The 22,356-nt window shown below is 65.3% G+C and carries 15 protein-coding genes; 10 read left to right on the top strand and 5 right to left on the bottom strand.

Translation table 11 applies throughout. From position 1 onward, the window contains the following. Positions 1-17 precede the first annotated feature (17 nt). Positions 18-6,194 (top strand): Hpt domain-containing protein, encoded by a 6,177-nt coding sequence (locus tag C8C93_RS00215; RefSeq protein WP_121505513.1) that lies wholly within the window; start codon positions 18-20, stop codon positions 6,192-6,194. 112 nt (positions 6,195-6,306) lie between these two features. Further along, on the top strand, positions 6,307-7,485 hold the full coding sequence (locus C8C93_RS00220) for a PilT/PilU family type 4a pilus ATPase (RefSeq protein ID WP_121505514.1): 1,179 nt from the start codon (positions 6,307-6,309) through the stop codon (positions 7,483-7,485). A gap of 9 nt (positions 7,486-7,494) precedes the next feature. Here C8C93_RS00220 and C8C93_RS00225 read toward each other — a convergent pair whose 3' ends face one another. Next, positions 7,495-8,979 (bottom strand): deoxyribodipyrimidine photo-lyase, encoded by a 1,485-nt coding sequence (locus C8C93_RS00225; RefSeq protein ID WP_199726959.1) that lies wholly within the window; start codon positions 8,977-8,979, stop codon positions 7,495-7,497. A gap of 21 nt (positions 8,980-9,000) precedes the next feature. On the opposite strand from C8C93_RS00225, the gene C8C93_RS00230 reads away from it, so the two are divergent. The 7 genes from C8C93_RS00230 to C8C93_RS00260 all read left to right on the top strand — a co-directional run bounded on the left by C8C93_RS00230 (position 9,001) and on the right by C8C93_RS00260 (position 15,053). Continuing rightward, positions 9,001-9,600: a YqgE/AlgH family protein gene (locus C8C93_RS00230; RefSeq protein WP_055393353.1), complete on the top strand. Its 600-nt coding sequence runs from the start codon at positions 9,001-9,003 to the stop codon at positions 9,598-9,600. Then, a complete protein-coding gene (gene ruvX / locus C8C93_RS00235; RefSeq protein WP_121505516.1) occupies positions 9,597-10,016 on the top strand; it encodes a Holliday junction resolvase RuvX in 420 nt (139 codons plus the stop codon). The genes C8C93_RS00230 and ruvX overlap by 4 nt, the downstream gene beginning before the upstream one ends. Next, on the top strand, positions 10,013-10,534 hold the full coding sequence (gene pyrR, locus C8C93_RS00240; protein WP_055393349.1) for a bifunctional pyr operon transcriptional regulator/uracil phosphoribosyltransferase PyrR: 522 nt from the start codon (positions 10,013-10,015) through the stop codon (positions 10,532-10,534). Before ruvX ends, pyrR begins: the two co-directional genes overlap by 4 nt. A 2-nt stretch (positions 10,535-10,536) precedes the next feature. Then, complete coding sequence (locus tag C8C93_RS00245; protein WP_008903259.1) at positions 10,537-11,499, top strand: aspartate carbamoyltransferase catalytic subunit; 963 nt, start codon at positions 10,537-10,539, stop codon at positions 11,497-11,499. Between the two features lie 79 nt (positions 11,500-11,578). Next, a complete protein-coding gene (locus C8C93_RS00250; RefSeq protein WP_121505517.1) occupies positions 11,579-12,874 on the top strand; it encodes a dihydroorotase in 1,296 nt (431 codons plus the stop codon). Positions 12,875-12,901: 27 nt separating this feature from the next. Continuing rightward, a complete protein-coding gene (locus C8C93_RS00255) occupies positions 12,902-13,639 on the top strand; it encodes a 1-acyl-sn-glycerol-3-phosphate acyltransferase (protein WP_121505518.1) in 738 nt (245 codons plus the stop codon). A 181-nt stretch (positions 13,640-13,820) separates the two neighbouring features. Then, positions 13,821-15,053, top strand: a complete 1,233-nt coding sequence (locus C8C93_RS00260) for a Yip1 family protein (RefSeq protein WP_121421089.1) — start codon at positions 13,821-13,823, stop codon at positions 15,051-15,053. A gap of 85 nt (positions 15,054-15,138) precedes the next feature. On the opposite strand, the gene C8C93_RS00265 is transcribed toward C8C93_RS00260, so the two are convergent. Continuing rightward, positions 15,139-16,218: an ABC transporter ATP-binding protein gene (locus C8C93_RS00265; RefSeq protein ID WP_055402047.1), complete on the bottom strand. Its 1,080-nt coding sequence runs from the start codon at positions 16,216-16,218 to the stop codon at positions 15,139-15,141. Between the two features lie 118 nt (positions 16,219-16,336). Here C8C93_RS00265 and C8C93_RS00270 point away from each other — a divergent pair, with 118 nt between their 5' ends. Continuing rightward, entirely contained in the window at positions 16,337-17,965 is a 1,629-nt protein-coding gene (locus C8C93_RS00270; protein ID WP_121505519.1) for an iron ABC transporter permease, read from the top strand. 82 nt (positions 17,966-18,047) lie between these two features. Here C8C93_RS00270 and C8C93_RS00275 read toward each other — a convergent pair whose 3' ends face one another. The 3 genes from C8C93_RS00275 to C8C93_RS00285 all read right to left on the bottom strand — a co-directional run bounded on the left by C8C93_RS00275 (position 18,048) and on the right by C8C93_RS00285 (position 22,317). Then, positions 18,048-18,365: a hypothetical protein gene (locus tag C8C93_RS00275; protein ID WP_055402051.1), complete on the bottom strand. Its 318-nt coding sequence runs from the start codon at positions 18,363-18,365 to the stop codon at positions 18,048-18,050. A 111-nt stretch (positions 18,366-18,476) separates the two neighbouring features. Next, positions 18,477-20,087, bottom strand: coding sequence for a PepSY-associated TM helix domain-containing protein (locus C8C93_RS00280; RefSeq protein WP_121505520.1), 1,611 nt, complete (start codon positions 20,085-20,087; stop codon positions 18,477-18,479). 19 nt (positions 20,088-20,106) lie between these two features. Next, positions 20,107-22,317, bottom strand: a complete 2,211-nt coding sequence (locus C8C93_RS00285; RefSeq protein ID WP_233559214.1) for a TonB-dependent siderophore receptor — start codon at positions 22,315-22,317, stop codon at positions 20,107-20,109. Positions 22,318-22,356: the final 39 nt, after the last annotated feature.

Below are 22,356 nucleotides of genomic sequence, written 5' to 3' on the forward strand. Positions count from 1 at the left end.
CAGCCGGGGACGAATCCATGTCATCTATTGATGTCAACAATGCACCGGCCGCGGATGGGACCCAGGGGGATCAGGACCTGGGTCCTTTGGCATGGGTGCTTGACGAACTGCGCAAATCTCTGGATGGCGCTGTCAAGGCCATGCGCCGTTTTGTGCGAGATGCAGAAGCCGCACGCGAGTCGGATCTTGCAGCGCTGGACGCAGGCCCACTGCGCATCGCTCGCCAGCAGTTGCACCAAGCGTGTGGTGCGCTGGAAATGGTGGGCATGGGCCCTCCAGCTTTGGTCCTGCGCGCCATGGAGTCGGCAGTCCAGAAGTTCGTTCAACGGCCTGAGACCTGCAGCGACGATGCTGCCGCAGTGATTGAGCGTGCGAGCTTTGCGCTGATCGAATACCTGGAAACCGTTCTGGCTGGCAAGGCAGCGTCGCCTGTCGCGTTGTTTCCCCAGTATCGCGATGCCCAGGCCCTGGCAGGTGCAGACCGTGTCCATCCGGCCGATCTCTGGCCCGTGGAGCGCAGGTTTCGCGAGCCTGAGGGGGCTGTTGCAGCCACGCCGCTGCCCTACGGGCCTGAGGCGCGTGCTCGCCTGGATGCGGCAGTTCTAAGAATCGTCAAATCCGGCGATCTCAGGGCTTCGTTGAGTTTGCGGGATACCTGCCTGGGATTTGTGGCATCCCAGCAAGACCGCCAGTCCCGCGCTTTCTGGAAGATATGCGCAGGCTTTTTTGAGGCTTTCGGCTCCGGCCTTTTGCCTGCAGACGTCTACGTCAAGCGTGTGGCATCCCGCGTGCTGATGCAGTACTCCACCCTTGCCAAGGGTGACACGACGATTGCAGACCGCTTGGTTCAGGATCTGCTGTTCTTCTGTTCGCAGGCCAAGCCAGCCGAATCCAATGACAGTGCTGCTCCGTCTTTGCAGGCGGTCCGGCAGGCTTTTGCCCTTGATCGGTTCAAGCCGGTGGACTATGAAGCAGCCCGTTTTGGCAGGTTTGATCCTGCCATGCTGGCGCAGGCACGCAAGCGAATAGCTGCTGCCACGGAAACCTGGTCTGCCCTGGCGGGCGGCGACCGCAACAAGCTCAAGCCAGCGGCGGACCAATTCAGTCTGGTCTGCGACTCGCTGCGCAAGCTGCACCCCGGTAGCGAAAGTCTCGCTCAGGCGCTGACCCGCGCGCTGGAATCCACCACCCGCTCGGGTGAACCTCCTTCGGCCGCGCTGGCCATGGAAGTAGCCACCTCGGTCTTGTATCTGCAAGCAGCCTTTGAAGAGCTGGATGCGGACGGCAATCAGATGGAAATCCGCGCGGGCCGACTGGCAGAGCGCCTGGATGCGGTGGGGGCGGGCGCTGAGCCAGAACCTCTCGAGCAGTGGATGGAAGAGCTGTACCGCAGGGTCAGCGACAACCAGACCATGGGCAGTGTGGTGGACGAATTGCGCTCCACGCTCGGCGAGGCGGAAAAGGCGCTGGACCAGTTCTTCCGCAGCCCGCAGGACACTGCAGTCCTGGCAACCGTACCGGGGCATCTTGCCCAAATGCGCGGCGTGCTGTCGGTGCTGGGGCTGGACCAGGCATCGCTCGCCGTGGTTCGCATGCGCGACATGGTGGAGCGTTTGCTCATCAATGAAGTCCCCGAGTCGGACCGCCAGGGCGTGTTCGAGAAACTGGGCAACAGCTTGGGCGCCCTGGGCTTCCTGATCGACATGCTCAGCTACCAGCGCACCATGGCGCGCAAGCTGTTTGTGTATGACGAGGAACTGGGCGAGTTGCGCATTCTCACGGGCAAGAGTCGGCCGCGTGCCTCGGATGCTTTGGAAGAGACTCCTGCCAAGCTGGAGGAGCGGTCGGCCGTTCCCCTGCCTGACGTGGTGCCGCGTTTTCCTGTGCAGGAACCACTCAGCGAGCCGACCGATTTCGGTTCGCTGCCTTCGTTGCCGGACATGCCCGCAGCGACCACCGCTGAGCCATTGGCTCCCGTAGAGGCGGATTCGCTGGCCCCTGATATTTCGTTCGATCTGCCCGCTGTGGCGGGCAGCGAGCCGGCGCCCTTGCCCCTGGCTGTGGCAGCGCCCGCACCAGCCCCTGTGCAGGTGCCTGAGGTCGAGGACGAATTGCTGGAGGTCTTCCTGGAAGAGGCGCGCGAGGTGGTAGTCAATGGTCTGGCTGCGATCGAGGTGCTGAAGGACGATCCGGGCAACCTGAGTGAGCAGACGACACTGCGGCGTGCCTTTCACACGCTCAAGGGCAGTTCGCGGATGGTGGGGCTGAACGATTTTGGTGAGGCCGCCTGGTCGATGGAGCAGTTGCTCAATGCCTGGCTGGCTGAGCAAAAGCCCATGCACCCTGGTTTGCTGCAGCTTTCTTCCGACGCGTTGCGGGCCTTCAGCCGCTGGGCGGACGACATTGCGGCGGGCCAAGCCTCTGGCTGGCAACCGGACGCGTTCCGGCAATCTGCGGATGCCATGCGCCTGGATGGAACCCTGTTGCCGCTGGTGGTGCCGTCTGCCGACGGAGAAGCCCCGGTCCTGGCTGAAGTGGCACTTGAGCCTGAGGTGGCTGTGCTGGATGACCTGCCTCCTGAGGTGCCCGCGCCAACGGTTGCAGAAGTTCCGAAGGTCGTGGAAGAAGAGCTGGCGATGCCGGACTTCGAAGCCACCGAAATTTTCGACCATGTGCCCGAACTGCCGGCAGAGGCGATCGCTCCAGCCCCCGAGGTGGCCGAGGAGATCGATTTCTCCGTGTTCGCCGCTGCGCTCAATGAAGCGCCTGCTGCTCCTGAAGCTATCGCCCCCTCCAGTGTCGACTTTGTTCTGGATCTCGAACTCCCAGACCTGGAACCTGTCGCGACCGCTCCCGAGGTGGAGGCTCTTTCGCAGGCACCCGTAGTGCCCGACGAACCTGCAGTGGATGAGGCCTTTGTTCTGCCTGTCGAGTCGCTCGATGACATCGAATCCCATGAAGTGCCGAGCGAGACAGAGCCCGAGCATCAGCTGTCGGGTGCCGATGGGTCGGAATCTGTGGGTCAGGATGTACCCGCCGAAGTCATAGAAGCCGCAGAGGCCGTGGCCTTTGAGACTGCCTCTGAAGTGCCGCAGGCCATCGAAGCCGTGCCGCAGGAGCCGGAAGACAGCGCCAGCGATGAAGCGGTGAAGGTCATTGACACCCTGCGCATTGGCATCCCGCTCTATAACGTTTATCTGAACGAGGCCGACGAGTGGTCGCGCCGATTGGTGACCTGCCTGCAGGAATGGTCGCTGGAGCTGCACGAACCTCTGCCCGATATGGCCGTGGCATTGGCGCACTCGTTGGCGGGCAGCTCGGCCACGGTGGGGTTCAATGCCCTGTCAGAGATGGCCAGGGTGCTCGAACACGCGCTTCAGCACGTGACGCTGCAGTCTGGCGGCACACAGGAGCAGGCCCAGGCCTTCATGGCAGCGGCGGAAGACATCCGTCGTTTGCTGCACCAGTTTGCGGCAGGTTTCCTCAAGGAACCAAGTCAGGAGGTGCTGGAGCAGCTGCGCCAGATCCTGCAAACCGAAGTGGACAACACCTTGTCACCGCCTGAAGAGGAGGCTGCAGACGAGTTGTTGTCGGTGCAGGATCAGACTGCTCCGGTGGAAGCAGAAGTGGCGCAGCCACTGCCACTTGTCGAACCCGAGCCGGACCTGCAAGCCATGCCGGAGCCTGCGGCTGTTGTGGGCCCCAAAGGGCATGTGGCCCCTGCTTTGTCGGCCGTCATCCACGACCACGATCAGCGTATTGATGATGCGATCGCCCATGCTGTGGCGCTTGGCTCGGATGTGGACGACGATATCGATGCGATTGACGTTATCGACCCGGATCTGTTCCCGATCTTTGAGGAAGAGGCTGCCGAGCTGTTGCCACAGCTTGGTGGTGCGCTGCGCCAATGGGCCTCGCGTCCCGACAACCTTGGTGCCCGCAGTGAAGTGCTGCGTGCGTTGCACACCCTCAAGGGAAGTTCGCGCTTGGCAGGTGCCATGCGCCTGGGTGAGATGGCCCACCGGCTGGAATCCGCCATCGAGCAGCTTGACGCTGAGACGGTGACATCCGATCAAATCGAGCCTTTGCAGGGTAGTTTTGACGGCATCCAGGCGAACTTTGATGCGCTGCGTGCGATTGGCCAGGGGCCCGCCGATACGGTGGTTTCTCTGCCCGTTGAAACACCGCGCAGCCAGCCTGAAGCCTCCGAGGCCCCATCAGCTCCAGTGCCAGCAGCAGCGCCCGCGTCTGCCGTGTCCTCTGCTCCAGCGGTGCGCCTGCCTGGTCCTTCGCAGCTCGCGCCTTTGCGTGTTGCTGCTAACCAGTCGGTGCGGGTGCGTGCCCAGTTGCTGGACCGGTTGGTCAATCAGGCGGGTGAGGTGATGATCAGCCGCTCGCGCCTGGATGTGCGGCTGGGTCAGTTCCGCAGCTCGCTGACTGACCTGTCGGGCAATTTGGACCGTCTGCGCCAGCAATTGCGGGACATCGAGCTGCAAGCTGAGTCGCAGATGCAGTCGCGCCTGGCCCTGTCGAAGGACTCGGCGGCGGGCTTTGATCCGCTGGAGTTTGACCGCTTTACCCGTGTGCAGGAGCTCACACGCATGATGGCCGAGTCGGTGAACGACGTGGCCACCGTGCAGCGCAACCTGCAGCGTGCCATGGAAGGTGCAGAAGACGACCTGATTGCCCAAGGCCGCCAGGCGCGGGAGCTGCAGCGCGACTTGCTGCGCACCCGCATGGTGGAGTTCGAAGGCATTGCTGAACGTCTGTATGCCGTGGTGCGCCAGGCCTCCAAGGAAACCAACAAGCAGATCAAGCTCGACATCACCGGCGGCTCCATTGAGATGGACCGTGGTGTGCTGGACCGCATGACCCCCGCGTTCGAGCATCTGTTGCGCAACTGCGTGGCCCATGGCATTGAAGATCCGCAGGTGCGCACGGCCGCAGGCAAGCCTGCATCGGGCACGATCACTGTGGAGTTGCACCACGAAGGCAACGACGTGTCGGTGGAGTTCCGGGATGACGGTGCCGGACTGAACCTGCCCCGTATCCGTGAAAAGGCGTTGGCGCAGGGCATTGTGGCGCCCGATACCGAGTTGAGCGATGCCGAAGCTGCCAACCTGATTTTCATGCCCGGGTTCTCCACGGCTTCCGAGGTGACCGGCTTGGCAGGGCGTGGTATTGGCATGGACGTGGTGCGTGCCGAGATCAATGCACTGGGCGGTCGGATCGAGACCTCGACAGAAGCTGGCAAGGGCGCGGCCTTCCGCATGGTCCTTCCCTTGACCACGGCGGTGACGCAGGTGGTGATGCTGCGCGCGGGTGACCTCGCGATCGGCGTGCCGGCCAACGTGGTCGAGATCGTTCGGCGCACGTCTGCGGCAGACCTGGAGGTCGCATACCGCACGGGCCATTTTGATGACGGCATGGAGCAACTGCCTTTCTTCTGGGCTGGAGCGCTCCTGCAGGCTTCTTCCCGCAGCAACGAGCCTGCTGGAAAGACGCGCCCTGTGGTGATCTTCCGCAGCGCATCGCAGCGCATCGCCATGCACGTGGACGAAGTTCTGGGCAATCAGGAAGTCGTGGTGAAGAACCTGGGTCCGCAGCTGTCCCGTTTGCCTGGCTTGGCCGGCATGTCGGTGCTGGCATCGGGTGCTGTGGTGCTGATCTACAACCCCGTGGCGCTGGCGACGGTGTATGGCGACCAGGTGCGTGCCGCCAGTGCCGGTCTGCCTTCAGTGCTGGAGGCCGATGGCTCTTCGGGTGCGGGCAAGTCGGTCGTCTCGCCCCAATTGGCGGGCCCCAGCCAGGTGCCCCTGGTTCTGGTGGTGGACGATTCGATCACGGTGCGCCGGGTTACGCAGCGTTTGCTGCAGCGCGAAGGCTATCGTGTGGCGCTCGCGGCCGATGGCTTGCAAGCGCTGGAGCGTCTGCAGGAAGAGCGCCCCACCGTTGTGCTGTCCGACATCGAAATGCCACGCATGGACGGGTTCGACTTGGCGCGGAACATCCGTGCAGACGGTGCCCTGCGCGACCTGCCCATCATCATGATCACGTCGCGCATCGCTGAAAAGCACCGCGAGCATGCGATGGAGCTGGGCGTTAACCATTACCTGGGCAAGCCTTACTCCGACGAAGAGCTGCTGAGCCTCATTCAGCACTACGCCCGCATCGCGGCAACCGCAGAGGCCTAGCCAGCATGCATGTGCACCACAGGTCTGCCTTGAACCGGCGGGCCTGTGGCCTGCCAATATTCCTGTTGGTGCGGGCCACGGCCACGGCAGCTTCCCTTTGGAGGCTGTTCTGATGGAGCCGACGGCAACTGTTCCTTCTCCGGACCCTCGCCTCCTGGCTTGTCTGGCTGTGGTGGTGCGGGAAAGGGCCTCTGATCTATTCATCATGGCGGGTGCACCACCCACGCTCAAGCGGCAGGGCGTGTTTGTGGCCATGGGGCAGCAGCAGCTGTCCGCCGACGATGTCAAGCAGATGGCGTATTCCATCCTCCGCGAAACGCAGCGGCAGGAGTTCGATGCCACCATGGAGTGCGACCTGTCCTTGCAGACCCCGGAGGGCGAGCGGTTTCGTGTGAATGTGCACCGGCAGCGTGGGCAGGTAGGCATGGTGATCCGCCATGTTATTGCCCAGATCCCCAGCCTGGCGGCGCTCGGCCTTCCGCCCGTGCTCCAGCAACTGGCGTTTCTCAAAGGGGGGCTGGTACTCACGGTAGGGTCGGCGGGTTCTGGCAAGACCACCACATTGGCCGCGCTGCTGGACCACCGCAATGCCCACACGGGCGGGCATATCCTGACGGTGGAAGACCCCATCGAATACCTTCACACCCACAAGAAGTCACTCGTGACACAGCGCGAGGTGGGGCTCGATACGCTGTCCTATGACGAGGCCCTGCGTCGCGCGATGCGGGAAGCGCCGAACGTGATCATGATTGGTGAAATCCGCGACCGGGCCACCATGCAGCACGCGCTGCACTATGCCGAGTCCGGCCACCTGTGTGTTTCCACACTGCATGCCAACAATGCGAACCAGGCGGTGCAGCGCATTGTGAATTTCTTCCCCGAAGACGCCCACCGCCAATTGCTCATGGACCTGTCCCTCAACCTGCGCGCTATCGTAGCGCAGCGCCTGGTGGCGGGGCTGGCGGGTGGCCTGGTGCCTGCCACCGAGATCATGCTGCTCACGCCCTATGTGGCCGAGCTGATCCAGAAGGGGCAGATCGACGAACTCAAGACCGCCATTACCCGCAGCGCAGAGCAAGGCATGTGGAGCTTCGACCAATCCTTGCTGGCCATGGTCGAGTCCGGTGCCATATCGCCCGAAGAAGCGATTGCCAATGCCGATAACCGCACCGATGTGCGGCTGCGCCTTCGGCTGGCGGCGGGGGCGCCGCTGGGTGGTGAGGGCATGCAGATGAGCCCGGATGAGCCCGCTGGGCCCGACAGCGTTCCACCGCCTGCCACCCGCCGGTGAGTGCGGGGATCAGGCCGCAGCAGACTTTACGACCGCATACCGCTCCAGGGTGCGGTGCCGCGCTGCGTCGTGCTCCACCACCGGCAGCGGGTAGGTATCCCCCAGCCGCACTCCCGCATCCTGCAACTCCAACGGGCGCGCCAGCCAGGGCGCGTGCAACGCCTTGGTAGGCAAACTCGCCAGCTGCGGCAGATAGCGGCGGATGAACTTGCCCTCGGGGTCGAACTTTTCACTCTGGCTCACGGGGTTGAAGATGCGGAAATAGGGCTGGGCATTGCACCCGCTGGAGCTGGCCCACTGCCAGCCACCGTTGTTGGCGGCCAGATCGAAGTCATTGAGGTGTGTGGCGAAATAGGCTTCGCCCCAGCGCCAGTCGATGCCCAGATCCTTGACCAGGAAGCTCGCCACCACCATGCGCAAGCGGTTGTGCATGTAGCCCGTCTGGTTGATCTGCGCCATGGCCGCATCCACCAGCGGGTAGCCCGTGCGCCCCTCACACCAGGCGGCAAACAGGGTGTTGGCCTCGGGGCCTGATTCCCACTGGATCGCGTCATACGCGGGCTTGAAACTGTGGCCCACCACATGGGGATGGTGGTGCAGGATCTGAAAGTAGAAGTCCCGCCAGATCAGCTCGCTGAGCCAGGTGGCGGCGCCTGGGTTGCCTTGCAGCATCAGCCCGTGCGCGGTGCGGGCCAGCAGGCGCGGCGAGATGGTGCCAAAACGCAGGTGCACGCTGAGGTAGCTGGGCCCTTTGACAGCTGGAAAGTTGCGCGTGTCCTCGTACCGCTCGATGCGGCCCAGGAAGTCGTTGAACAGCCGCTGCGCGCCGCTGGCGCCCGTGGGCAGATTGAGCTGCGATAGGGCTGTGGCCTCAAAACCCAGGCGTGCCAGGGTGGGCACCGCCTGGCAGTGCGCCTGCGGGCGCGGTGCCAACCGGTGTGCATGGCGCTCCACGGGGTAGCCGGTGAGTTGAAACGCATCCACCTTCTTGAGCCAGGCGTTCTTGTACGGTGTGAACACGCTGTACGGATTGCCGGTCTGCGTCAGCACCTCGCTGCGTTCCAGAATGGTGTGGTCCTTGAAGGTGTGAAATGCCCTTCCGGCAGCGGCCAACCGTGTGCGCACCAGTCGGTCGCGTTCCAGGGCCTGGGGCTCGTCATCGTGGTTGGCAAACACGGCCTGCACGCCCAGGGCTTTGGCCAGTTCTGGAATGGCATCACTGGCCACTGCATGCAGCACGATGAGGCCACCCTGTTCATGCCCGGAAAGCGTTCGCAGCGTTTCATCCAGCTCCACGAGCGACTCGCGGATGAACTCCACCCGCCGGTCAGCCCGGGGCAGGGCGTCGATGATTTCGCGGTCAAAAACAAAGGCGCAGTGCACCTCCTGGCATTGAGTCAGTGCGCGGTAAAGAGCGGCCTGATCGTTCGCGCGCAGGTCGCGGCGGAACCAGACCAGACCGCTGGGGTACGAGGGCTCGGAGGAGGGGGCCATGTTCACCGTTAAAATTGCCGAATGTCTTTCGATTCTGCGCCCATCAACCTGACGCATCACTTCCTGATTGCGATGCCCGGTCTGGAAGATGAGTCTTTCTCGCGCAGCGTCGTTTACCTGTGCGAGCACAGCGAACGCGGTGCACTCGGCCTCATCATCAACAAGCCTTCTGACATCACCCTCAAAGGCCTTTTTGACAAGGTGGACCTGTCCCTGCGGCGCGAAGATCTCACCCAGGAACCTGTTTTCCAAGGCGGCCCGGTGCAGACCGAGCGCGGTTTTGTGTTGCATGAGCCCATGCTCATGGACAAGGCAGAAACCGATGAATCGGCATATGCCTCCACCATGACCATCCCCGGCGGGCTGGAGATGACCACCTCCAAGGACGTGCTCGAAGCGCTGTCCACGGGCGCAGGCCCGCGCCGCGTGCTCATCACGCTGGGGTATTCGTCCTGGGGTGAGGGCCAGCTTGAATCGGAGCTGGCCGAGAACGCCTGGCTCACCGTGGCGGCCGATCTGTCCGTGATCTTCGACACCCCTGTGCCCGAGCGCTACGACCGGGCCCTTTCGCTGCTGGGCCTCAAGGCCTGGATGTTGTCGCCCGAGGCGGGGCACGCATGACCGGCCTGCCCGTTCAGCCCGCCGTTCCTGCGCATTTCCAGACCTTTCTTGCTTTCGATTTTGGCCTCAAGCGCACGGGGGTCGCCACGGGCAACCGCATGTTGCGCAGCGCCACGCCGCAGGCCACCATCAAGGCCGAGGGCGATGCCCGTTTTGTGCAGGTGGCGCAGCGCATCAAGGAGTGGCAGCCCGACGCCCTCGTGATCGGCGTGCCCTACCACCCTGACGGCGCGAGCCATGAGAACACTGAACGCGCGCTCAAGTTCGGCCGCCAGCTGCGCGGCCGCTTTGGTTTGCAGGTGTTCGAGGTGGACGAGCGTTACAGCACCACCGAAGCCATTGCAGGTGGCGCCAAGGATGCCGACGCCGCTTCGGCCTGCATCATCCTGGAACAGTTTTTGAGGAATCTCCCATGACCACCCCCTCCCCCGGAGTGTCCGGCAGCCTGGTGCTTGATGCCGAGGCGCTGTACCGCGAACTGCTGCGCGGCGTGCGCAGCATGCTGACCCCCACCACGCGCCTGGCGGGCATTGCCTCGGGCGGCGCCTGGCTGGCCGAGCGCCTGCAAAAAGACCTGGGCCTCGAAGGCCCCGCCGGTGTGCTCTCGTCGGTGATGCACCGCGACGACTTCGCCCAGCGCGGCCTGTCGGCCAGCGCGCAGACCGCGCTGCCGTTCGATGTGAACGGTGCCGACGTGCTGGTGCTCGACGACGTGCTCTACACCGGCCGCACCATCCGTGCCGTGCTCAACGAGCTGTTCGACTACGGCCGCCCTGCCAGCGTGCGCCTGGCCGTGCTGGTGGACCGGGGCGGGCGCGAGCTGCCCGTGCAGGCCGACTTTGCCGCCGCCCGCGTGGCCCTGCCTGCCGCCCAGTCGCTGGCCCTGGCGCGCGACGACAGCGGCATCTTCCAATTCCAAGTCAAAGAGGCCTGACCGTGCTGCACAAGCGCAATCCCCAACTCAACGGCAACGGCGAACTTATCCACCTGCTGTCCATCGAAGGGCTGCCGCGCGACATCGTCACGCACATCCTCGACACGGCGGCCAACTTCGTGAGCGTGAACGACCGCGAAGTGAAGAAGGTGCCCCTCTTGCGTGGCAAGAGCGTGTTCAACCTGTTCTTCGAGAACAGCACGCGCACCCGCACCACGTTCGAGATCGCGGCCAAGCGCCTGTCGGCCGACGTGCTCAACCTCGACATCGCGCGCAGCTCGGCCAGCAAGGGCGAGTCGCTGCTCGACACCATCGCCAACCTGAGCGCGATGGCGGCCGACCTGTTCGTGGTGCGGCACAGCGAATCCGGTGCGCCCTACCTGATTGCGCAGCATGTGGCGCCCCATGTGCATGTGATCAATGCGGGCGACGGCCGGCATGCCCACCCCACGCAGGGGCTGCTGGACATGTACACCATCCGCCACTACAAGAAGGACTTCAGCAACCTCACCGTGGCCATCGTGGGCGACGTGCTGCACTCGCGCGTGGCGCGCTCCGACATCCACGGCCTGACCACATTGGGCTGCGCCGAAGTGCGTGTGGTGGGCCCGCGCACCCTGGTGCCGTCCGACATGGCGCAGATGGGCGTGCGCGTGTGCCACACGCTCGAAGAAGGCATCAAGGATGCCGACGTGGTCATCATGCTGCGCCTGCAGAACGAGCGCATGAGCGGTGCGCTCTTGCCGTCGAGCCAGGAGTATTTCAAGAGCTTCGGCCTCACGCAGGAAAAGCTGCAGCTGGCCAAGCCCGACGCCATCGTCATGCACCCCGGCCCCATCAACCGCGGTGTGGAAATCGACTCCGCCGTGGTCGATGGCAAACAAAGCGTGATCCTGCCTCAGGTGACTTTCGGTATTGCGGTCCGTATGGCTGTCATGTCCATCGTTGCTGGTAACGAAGCATGACGCTTGGAATGAATACTCCTGTTTTCATAGCTGATAGCGTTTATCCAATAAGCGCTAGCAGCCAATTTGGCTTGAAATCATGAAGATACTGATCCAGAACGGCCGTGTGATCGATCCCGCTTCGGGGCTTGACCAGACCTGCGACATCGCGCTGGCGGCAGGCCGCATCGTGAGCGTCAACCGCGTGCCCCCCGACTTTGCGCCCAACCGCACCATCAATGCTGCTGGCTGCATCGTGTTGCCCGGCCTGGTGGACCTGGCGGCGCGCCTGCGCGAGCCCGGCCACGAACACGAAGGCATGCTCGAATCCGAAATGGCCGCCGCCGTGGCCGGTGGCGTGACCAGCCTGGTCTGCCCGCCCGACACCGACCCCGTGCTCGACGAGCCGGGCTTGGTGGAGATGCTCAAGTTCCGCGCCGAGAAGTTGCACCAGGCGCGCCTGTTCCCTCTGGGGGCCCTCACGCGCAACCTTGCAGGCGAGGTGCTGACCGAGATGGCCGAGCTGACCGAATCCGGCTGCGTGGGCTTTGGCCAGGCCGAGGTGCCGCTGGCCAGCACCCAGGTGCTGCAGCGCGCGCTGCAATACGCCGCCACCTTTGGCTACACCGTGTGGCTGCGCCCGCAGGAGATGCACCTGGGTAAGGGCGTGGCTGCCAGCGGCCCGCTGGCCACGCGCCTGGGCCTGTCGGGCGTGCCCGTGGCGGCCGAGACCATTGCGCTGCACACCATTTTTGAACTGCTCAAGACCACCGGCGCCCGCGTGCACCTGTGCCGCATCAGCAGTGCTGCCGGTGTCGAGTTGCTGCGCCGCGCCAAGGCCGAGGGCCTGAAGGTGACGGCCGATGTCAGCATCAACTCGCTGCACCTCACCGACGTGGACATCGGCTTCTTCGACAGCCGCGCCCGCCTGTCGCCCCCGCTGCGCCAGCAGCGCGACCGCGATGCGCTGAACGCTGCGCTGGCCGACGGCACCATCGACGCCCTGGTGTCTGACCACACGCCGGTCGATGAAGACGCCAAGACCTTGCCATTCGCCGAAGCCGAGCCCGGCGCCACGGGGCTGGAGCTGCTGCTGTCGCTCGCGCTCAAGTGGTCGCAGGACAGCGGTGTGCCCCTGCAGCGTGCGCTCGCCACCGTCACGTCCGAACCCGCGCGCGTGCTCGGCAGCGCCCTGGGCACACTGCAGGCCAGCGTCGGCCAGATCGTGGAAGGTGGCGTGGGCGACCTGTGCGTCTTTGACCCGCAGGCGGCGTGGACGGTGCAGGACGACGCATTGCGCAGCCAAGGCAAACACACCCCGTTCTCGGGCTACGAACTGCCTGGCTGTGTGCGCATGACCCTCGTCGGTGGCCAGGTGGCTTTTGACCGGGGTTGAGGTAGTGCGACGCTGCGAGGCCCTGCGGTGAAGTCTTTGCGTGCCTGCTGGCGCCTGCTGCGCCTGCTGGGCCACATTGTCAAAGGGCTCGCCATCGTGGCGTTGCGTTTTCCAGCGCTCTCGCCGGACCAGCAGCATGCCCGGGTGCAGGTGTGGTCGCTGCAGCTGCTGGCGCACCTAGGCATCAGCCTGCGCATCTTGGGTCAGCCCCCGCTCACCGGCCCGGTGATGCTGGTGGCCAACCACATCTCGTGGCTTGATATCCCGGTGATGCACGCGGCGCGGCATTGCCGCTTTGTCTCCAAGTCCGACGTACAGGGCTGGCCGCTGATCGGCACCCTGGCCACGGCCGCAGGCACGCTCTACATCGAGCGCAGCTCGCGCCGTGATGCGCTGCGCATGGTGCGGTCGATGCAGGAGGCGCTGGAGCGGGGCGAGGTGCTGGCCGTGTTCCCTGAGGGAACCACGGGCGATGGGCGCGAGATGCTGCCTTTTCACGCCAATTTGCTGCAAGCCGCTGTGGTGGCGCAGGCTCCGGTGCAGCCCGTGGGCCTGCGTTTTGCCGACAAGGCCACGGGTGCCACCAGTTTTGCGCCCAGCTACATCGGCGACGAAACCCTGGTGGGCTCCATCTGGCGCACGCTGTGCGCCCCGCCCATCGAGGCTGTGGTGCATTACGGCCCCCCCGAGCTGGCGGGCGAGCGCGACCGCCGTACCTGGACGCAGCACCTGCACGATACGGTCGATCAGTTGCGCAAAGCCTGAGCTGGCGCTCTGGGGACAGGGGTGGTTTCCGTGGGCAAAAGCGTGCATATTCCACGTTTGCAGCCGCGCGGTCTGCACATCCGATCTCTATTGCACGCAATTTCCCGTATCGTCCGCGTCTTTCGCCTGCAAGCGCTTGCAAATGCGTGGGCAGGCTCACCCACACTGCCGGGAGGGCACCATGAACCTGATTGAGCGCGCCAAGAGCATTCTTCTGCAACCCAAGGACACCTGGGTCACCATTGAGGCCGAGAGCACCGACGCCGCCACCCTGTACACCCGCTACGCCATGATTTTGGCCGCCATCCCGGCAGTCTGCGGTTTCATTGGCATGTCGCTGATCGGTTTTGGGGGCTTTGGCGTCACCATCCGCGTGCCCTTTGTCTCGGGGCTGGTGAACATGGTGGTGTCGTATGTGCTCAGCCTCGTGGGCATCTTCGTGCTCGGGCTCATCATCGATGCGCTGGCCTCCACCTTTGGTGGCCAGAAAAACTCCATCCAGGCCCTGAAGGTGGCGGTGTATGCCAGCACGGCGGCCATGCTGGGCGGGGTGTTCAGCCTGCTGCCTGCGCTATCCATGCTGGGCCTGCTGGCGGCTTTGTACTCCATCTACCTGCTCTACACCGGCCTGCCGGTGCTCATGAAAAACGCCCCCGACAAGTCGGTGGTCTACACAGTGGTGGTCATCATCGCGGCCATTGTGATGGGGGTGGTCATCGGCGCCGTCAGTGCGCTCTTTCTGCCCCGTGGCGGAGCGATGTTTGGCGGGGCCGATGCGCCCGCCATCACGATGAATACGCCGGGCGGCAAGGTGTCCATCGACACCGCCGGCCTGGAGGCCGCAGGCAAGAAGATGGAAGAGGCTGCCCGCAAGATGGAAGAAGCGCAAAAGAGCCAGGACCCCGCCGCCATTGCCGCGGCTGCTGGTGATGCAGCCAAGGCCGCCGCAGGTGCGCTGGGGGGTGGCCAGGCCATTGCGGCGCAATCGCTCAAGGCGGCACTGCCCGAGAAGCTCGCCGGCCTGCCGCGCACGGGCTTTGATGTGCAGGACGGTGCCGCCCTGGGCCTGCCCACCAGCCAGGCCAGTGCGCAGTACGGCAGCGATGACAAGCAGGTGCGCCTGGAGATCGTGGACATCGGCGGCCTGGGGCAGATGGCGGTCATGGCCATGGGCATGGCCCAGGGCGAAAAAGAAGACCCAACGAGCGCCGAGAAGACTTGGCAGGAGGGTGGCCGCACCCTGCACCAGCGCTATGAAAAGGACGGCAGCCATGCCGAGTTCAAGACCATCCTGAAAAACGGCCTGGTGGTCAGCATTGAGGGCGACAACATGGGCGTGAAGGATCTGCGGGGCTTCATGTCGCAGGTGGATCTCAATGCCTTGGAAAGCCTGCAGCGCAAGGGCAAATCCTGAAGGCCGCAGTGCGCCGTGGCGCAATGAGCCATCAAAAGTAATAGCAACCAGCGCTTTGTGGATAAGCGCTAGAGCCTATTTTGGCTTAGATGGTGGTTCCCTGTTCGCGGGGGAACGTCACCACATGGTCCACCTGGGCGCGGATGCCTATCCACTCGCCCAAGGCGTGGTCATGGTGGCTGGGCACATGCGCCAGCACCGTGTGGCCGCTGGCCAGGCGCAGCGTGTACAGAAACTCCGAACCCCGGAACGACTTGCGCACGATCTGCGCCTGCACGGGGGCATGGTCGTCGTGCACGATGTCATCCGCACGCAGCAGCACATCACATTCGCCACCGGGGTAGCTGCTGGGCAGCGGGCATTCCTCCAGGTCGGTCAGCTCGCCCAGCGGCGTCTGCGCCACCACGTTGTTGCCGCGCTGCAGCAGCGTGGCAGGGGCGAACACGCCATGGCCGATGAAGTCGGCCACAAACCGGGTGGCGGGGCGGTGGTACAGCGTGTACGCATCGTCCCACTGGTGCAGATGGCCTTCGTGCATCACGCCGATCACGTCGCCAATGGCAAAGGCCTCGAACTGGTCATGCGTCACAAACAGGGCCGTGGCGCCAGCGGCTTTCAGAATGCCGCGCACCTCGTGGGCCAGGCGCTCGCGCAGGTCCACGTCGAGGTTCGAAAAAGGCTCGTCCAGCAGCATGAGCTGAGGGCGCGGTGCCAGGGCCCGAGCCAGGGCCACACGCTGCTGCTGCCCGCCAGAAAGCTCGTGCGGAAAGCGGTTCTCGCTGCCCTCCAGCCCCACCAGCTGCAGCACCTCGGCCACGCGCGCGGCCTGCTCGGCACGGGGTAACTGGTGGATGCCAAACGCCACGTTGCGGCCTACCGACAGGTGCGGGAACAGCGCGTAGTCCTGGAACACCATGCCAATGCGCCGCAGCTCAGGCGGCACGCTGAGCGTGGCGCTGCTGACCACACTTTTGGTCAGGCGGATCTCGCCGCCCGTCACGGGCTCCAGCCCTGCCACAGCGCGCAGCAAGGTCGTCTTGCCGCAGCCCGAGGGGCCGATCAGCACACCGATGTCGCCTGCGTGCAGGCCCAGCGTGACGCCTTCCACCGCCGCGTTGGGGCGGCCTGCGTAGCGCACTTCGAGTTGGGAGACCTCTAGAAACATCGCTTGATTCTAGGCGGGCAGGGACGAATGCTTAAAATTCGCATTTGCATTCCTGATCGTTGCCCGGCCTGAGCCTGCCAGCGGGTGTGCGCTTTCTTACTTTGCCGAGCCACTCGCCTTGCGCCGCACGCCATTTTCTGCCCTTCGCACCATCCCTTTGATCCTGTTCGCGGGGTTTTTGGCGCTGCCCGTGCTGGCCGTGCTCGCATCGTGGTTGCCCGTGGGGCAGGGCGATGCGCAGGCGGGCGCCATCCTGCGCGAGATGGCGGCCACCGTGTTGCCCGGCTATGTGTGGACCACCTTGTGGCTGAGCGTGCTGGTGGCCCTGGGCGCGGCCATTGTGGGCACAGGCACGGCAGCAGCGGTGACGCTGTTCGACTTTCCGGGCCGCCGCACCTTCGAGTGGCTGCTGTTGTTGCCCCTGGCCATGCCTGCGTATGTCACCGCGTATGCCTACACCGACTTTCTGCAGTTCAGCGGCCCGCTGCAGGTGGGCCTGCGCAACACCTTTGGCCTGGAAGGCCGCCTGCTGCCCGAGGTGCGCAGCCTGGGCGGCGCGGTGTGGGTGTTCATCTTTTCGCTGTACCCGTATGTGTACCTGCTGGCGCGCACGGCGCTGGGCGAGCGTGCCGCGCACCTCATGGAGGCCGCGCGCCTGCTGGGCGCTCCGCTGTCGCGCCGCATTCGCGCCGTGGCACTGCCCCTGGCACGCCCGGCAGTCGCTGCAGGCGTTGCGCTGGTGCTGATGGAAACGCTGGCTGACTTTGGCGTGGCCAGCTACTTCGGCATCCAGACCTTCACCACCGGCATCTACAAGGCCTGGCTGTCGATGGACAACCGCCTGGCCGCCGCGCAGCTGGCCACCATGCTGCTGGTGGTGGTGATGGCGCTGCTGCACTTGGAACATCGCGCGCAAAAGCGCATGCGTTTCGCCACGGGCGGCGGGCGCGCAGGCTCGGCCGAGGCACAGCCCCTGGCGCTGCGCGGCGCACGCCGCTGGGCCGCCTGGGTGGTGTGCGCGGTGCCGGTGGTGATGGGTTTTGTGGCCCCGGTCCTCTTCATGCTGCGCCCGCTGGCGGCCGACTGGTCGGTGCTGCCGTGGGAGCGATTCATGGAATGGGCCTGGCACAGCGTGCGCCTGGGGGGCATCACCGCCGTGCTGGCCGTGGTCATCGCCCTGGCGCTGGCATTTGCAGTGCGCCGCCAGCCGGACGCCATCACACGCGGCGTGGTGCAACTGGCCAGCGTGGGCTACGCCGTGCCAGGTGCCGTCATCGTGGTGGGCCTGCTGCTGCCCGTGGGGTGGCTGCAGGCGGCCATGCCGCAGTGGGGCGTGGGCGCGCTGGTCACGGCCACGGCGTTGGGCATCGTATGGGCGTACCTGGTGCGGTTCTGCGCGGTGGCGCTGCAGTCCATTCAGAGCGGATACGCGCGAATTCCCCCCAGCCTGGATGACTCTGCCCGCATGCTGGGCATGGGCAGCGTGGGCCTGATGGCGCGTGTGCATGGGCCACTGCTCAAGCGGTCTACCGCTGCTGCCGCGCTGCTGGTGTTTGTGGACGTGATGAAGGAGCTGCCCGCCACCATGGTGCTGCGCCCCTTCAACAGCGACACCCTGGCCGTGGTGGCCTACCAGCTGGCGCGCGATGAGCGGCTGGGTGAGGCGGCGTTGCCGTCCCTGGCGCTGGTGGCCGTGGGGTTGGTGCCCGTGATCTTGCTGAGCCGCACGCTGCGCAGCCGGGGGTGACCTGCGCTGAGGCATCCCGCTCCCGTCCAACAAAAAGCCGCCCGAAGGCGGCTGGCAGTGCGCTGCTGTGAGCGGACCCTTTTCATTCGCTCCAATCGGAGTGCTTCTCGCACAGCTTGTTGGTTTCCTTGCCCTTGCGGGTTTCGGCGAACTTCACGAGGTTGCCCTTGAAATCTTCGGGCGTTTCGTTCCACATGCAGGTGCACCAGGCCTGGGCCTTGGTTTGGCCCTTGATGGGGCTGGGCTCGTTGCCACCCTCGTAGACGGTGGCAGAGTAGCTCAGGCACTGCCGGTATTGCGCGTCGCCTGCAGGTGGGCGGTTGTAGTCGGTGGCGGCCCAGGCCGAAGTGCCAGCGGCCAACAGGAGGGCGGCGCCAGTGATGGTGCGGATCAGTTGCATGGGGAAAATCTCTGCGAGGGATGGAGCCCCAGCACGCCCGGGATGGACGTGCGGTGGGTGAAGCCCAGTGTAGTTGTTTGAAACAAAAAGTATCAAACAAAAAATGACGGCTCAGCCACCTGTCGTAGGCAAGACACGGGCGCGCCTGCGGCGGCCCTGTCCGGCAAGCTGCGACGCTGGGCCCGCTGCGAATGCGAACTTGGCGCCCAGCCGCCGCAGTCCAATGACCACCCCCGTTGCGCTCAGCAACGTACCGCCCAGGCTCAGCACAATGAGAACGATGTCCCACAGCGGGCGCCGCTCCAGCAGCGGCAGCCAGTCCCAGCTGTGCAGCATGGAGAACAGCCAGCGGCTGGTACGGCGATAACTGTCGGTGCGGCCGAGTACGGCGCCGGTGTGGGGGTCGATGTGGACCCAGGTGGCATGGGGGTCGTCAAACACCAGGCGCAGCGCGGGCAGGGGCTTGTCGCCCCCACCCGTCATGGTGTGGGTGGCGCGGTCGTAGTAGTGCAGGTCGTAGGCGGTCAGCGTTTCGGTGCGCACCACGGCGTGGGGCAGCAGGCGCGCTGCGGCCTCGGCCACCGCGCCTGGGGGCCACTGGTGGGGTGCGGCAGTGGTCGCGTCGAGCAGCGCGGGGGCGCCGGTCGGGCTGTACGCAAGTACCAGCGGGTGGCCCGCGCTTTGCACCCAGCGCAGCTCCCGCGTGTTCGGCGAAACGCCTGACAGCAAAGCCTGCACGGCGGCGGCTTGCGGGGGCAACACCAGCGGGCCGCCGTTCATGGCCTGCTGGCGCAGTGGCGCGGCGCCGCTGTCAAAAATCTTCCATGGGTTCATGGACATGAGGCCGCTGAAGATCCAGGTGAATGTGATCAGCGCAAACACCAGCCCGAACACATGGTGCCAGCGCATCATGAAGCCCCGGTAGGGCGTGCGCGAACCGGTCTTGTACCGGCCCTGGAAGCGCCAGCGCAGCACCCCCACCACGGTGCCCGTCAGCGTGAGCACGATGCCCGCAATGGAAAGCCAGTTGACGATGTCCGTCCAGTAGCCGTTGAAGACATTGCCCCGGAAGGGGTAGAGCCAGTGGATCCAGGCGCCTGCGTAGTTCCAGGCGCGCTCCTGCAGCGGCGCATCGCGCACCACCTCGCCCGTGCTGCCCGACACATACACCACGGTGCCCGCGCTGTCGCCCAGGTGCAGGCGGTGCAGGGGGCGGTGCACGTCGAGCGCGCGCGAGTGGGTGAAGGCGTCTTCGTCGATCGTGCCCAGGTGTGCGATCCGTGCGCCGGGCTCCTGCGCGAAGGCGCGAGCCGAAGCGAGGGCGTGCTCGGCGTCTACGCGCTGCAACCGTTCGCCCGTGAGGGCGTCGATGACCGCAGGCGCTGGCGCCCTGCTTGGGCGTGGTACGGCGTCTCCGGCAGGGGCGGCGGGAACCACCATGTACACCGCGCGCGCGCCGCTGGCCACGGCGAGCCTCAGGTCCTGCAGCGGGCCTGTCAGGCCTGCGTGCGCCAAGGCGTCAGCGGGCTCCAGCAGAGGCTCTGTGCCCAGCGTTGCGCTGCGCAGCGGCGGCAGGTGGGCCAGCCGCTCGGCCTGCGTGAGCTTGGGGTAGCCCACGTACATCATCACTACGCCCGAGAGGAACCACATGGCGAAGAAGGCGCACAGCAGCACGCCCAGCCAGCGGTGGACGAGGTACAGCCAGCGTTTGGCGTGTGGCATGTCTGGTGTTCCGCCTGCGTCAGAACGCGGTGTGCAGTGTCACGTCCAGCGTGCGCGGTGCGCCCAGGTAGACCTGGTCGCGCGTCTCTGCCGCGTAGATGCGGTCGGTGGCGTTGCGCACGCGGGTGGTGAGCGTTGTGGTCTTGTTGACCTTCCAGGCCAGGCCCAGGTCCAGCAGCGTGTACGACGGCCAGAACTTGGTGTTGGCGGCGTTGCCGTACACCTTGCCCACATGGCGCACGCCCACGCTGGCCGTGACGGTGGGCGTGATCGCGTACGAGGCCCACAGGTTGGCCACCTGCTGCGGCACCAGTTGGGGCACATTGCCCGCGCGCGAGACACCGCCCTGCACAAAGTTCTCGTATCGCGCGCGGGTCAGCGTCAGGTTGCCCTGCAACTGCCATTGCGGCGTGGGCCGAATGCCAGCCGACAGCTCGATGCCCTTGGACGACTGCTCGCCCACCAGCACTGTGAGGTTGGGGTTGGATGGATCTTGCGATGCGATGTTCTTGCGGCGGATGTCAAACGCCGCCACCGTGGCGCTGCCCTTGCCGTCCCAGAAGTCGAACTTGCTGCCCACCTCGACCTGGCGGCCCGTGGTCAGTTCGCTGTTGTTGCGCACATCGGCAAACGAGGCCGAGGCCAGCGAGCCCGAGGGTGGGTCGGCCGCGTTGGAGGCCTGCGCATACAGGTTGGCGCCGGGCGCAATGTCCCACACCACGCCCAGGCGGCCAGTGGTGGGGCTGTAGCTGCGGCTGAAGGTGGCGGGCGCGGTGGCTGTGACGGCGCGGCGGTTCACCAGGTCGAGATCGATGCGCTCGTGCCGCAGCGCGGTGACGAGGTTCACGCCGGAGGCCACCAGGGTGCGGTTTTCCAGGTACAGCGCGGTGTTGGTGATCTTGTTGTCCTTGTCAGGGTTCAGGACGGGTGACATGCCGGGAATGTCGAAGAAGTTCTCGGTGGAGAAGTGGTACGGGTTGACCGTGCTCACGGTGACCAAGGGGCCGAACGGGAAGCGCGTCTGCTTGTTCACGCTCACGTCCAGGCCAAAGGCCCAGTCGCTCTTTCGGCCTGCGAGCTGGCCATGGTACGTGCCCTCCAGCCGGTCGCCCACGAGCTGCTGGTCGTGGCGTTGCAACAGCGGGGACGTGCGCGTGACCGCCGTGTTGGTGGCATTGAAGGTGTAGGTCTCCACGTTGCGGTAGTCGCGCAGGGCGTCGTACACGTAGAACGTGTTCTTGAGCTGCAGCGCATCCGACACACGCCATTGCGCCACCGAGCGCAGCCATTGCACGCGCTGCTCGTACATCCCGTCGGCACTGTTGTAGTTCTTGAAGCGCGTGGCCGGGTCGATGGCCAGCGCGCCCACGGCGGGGTTGAGCACCGGCGTGCCCCAGTACGGGCGGTCCACGTGGTCCCTCTGGTATTCGTAGGCCAGTGTGTGCGTGAAGCCGCCGCCCAGGTCGGACAGCAGCGAGGTCGCCAGTTGGGTGGACTGTGTTCTGGTGCCTTCGATCCAGCTGCCTGCGTTGCGGTGGTTGAGGTCGATGCGCGCGTAATGGGCAGGGCCTGCACTGCCATCGCCGCCTGCAATGCGGCGGTTCAGGCCTACCGACACTTCCTTCAGGTTGTAGGAGCCCAGGCGCAGCTGGCCCTCGGTGAAGTCGCTGCGCTCGGCCGTCTTGGTGATGTAGTTGATAGAGCCGCCCACGCCGCCCGATCCGTACAGAAAACTCGACGCGCCGCCGATGGCCTCGACCCGGTCGTAGATCCAGCTATCGACCGCGCGTGTGGCGCTGCCGTACTGCGGATTGATGCCGTTGTACAGCTGCGCGACCGAGTTGCTGGTGAAGCCCCGGTAGTGCGCGGACATGGAGCCCGGCGCGTTGTGCGCCACCACGCCCGGCACGGCGCGCAGGATTTCCTGCGTGTCCTGTGCGCTGCGTGCGTCGATGGTGGCGCGATCCACCACGGTGACGGAGGCCGGGTTCTCGCGCGCCGTCAGGCCCAGGCGGCTGCCGGTGTCCACGGGTGTGTCCAGGTTCAGCTTGCCGTTGGGGGATGCGGCGGTGTCCACCACGTCCACGGCCTTGAGCGTGGGCGTGGTGGTCTGGGCAGGGACGGAGAGGGAGGCCAGTGCGCAGGTGGCGAACACGCCCCAGCACGAAGGAGAAAGAGGCAGGCGCGGAGAGCCCGCAGCATGGCAGGAGGAGGAGTACGAACGGGACATGAAAACGCTCTAGTCTTGAGGCGACAGCGCAACCAGGCC

It is taken from the genome of Acidovorax sp. 93 (assembly GCF_003633835.1).
GTDB lineage: Bacteria > Pseudomonadota > Gammaproteobacteria > Burkholderiales > Burkholderiaceae_C > Acidovorax > Acidovorax facilis.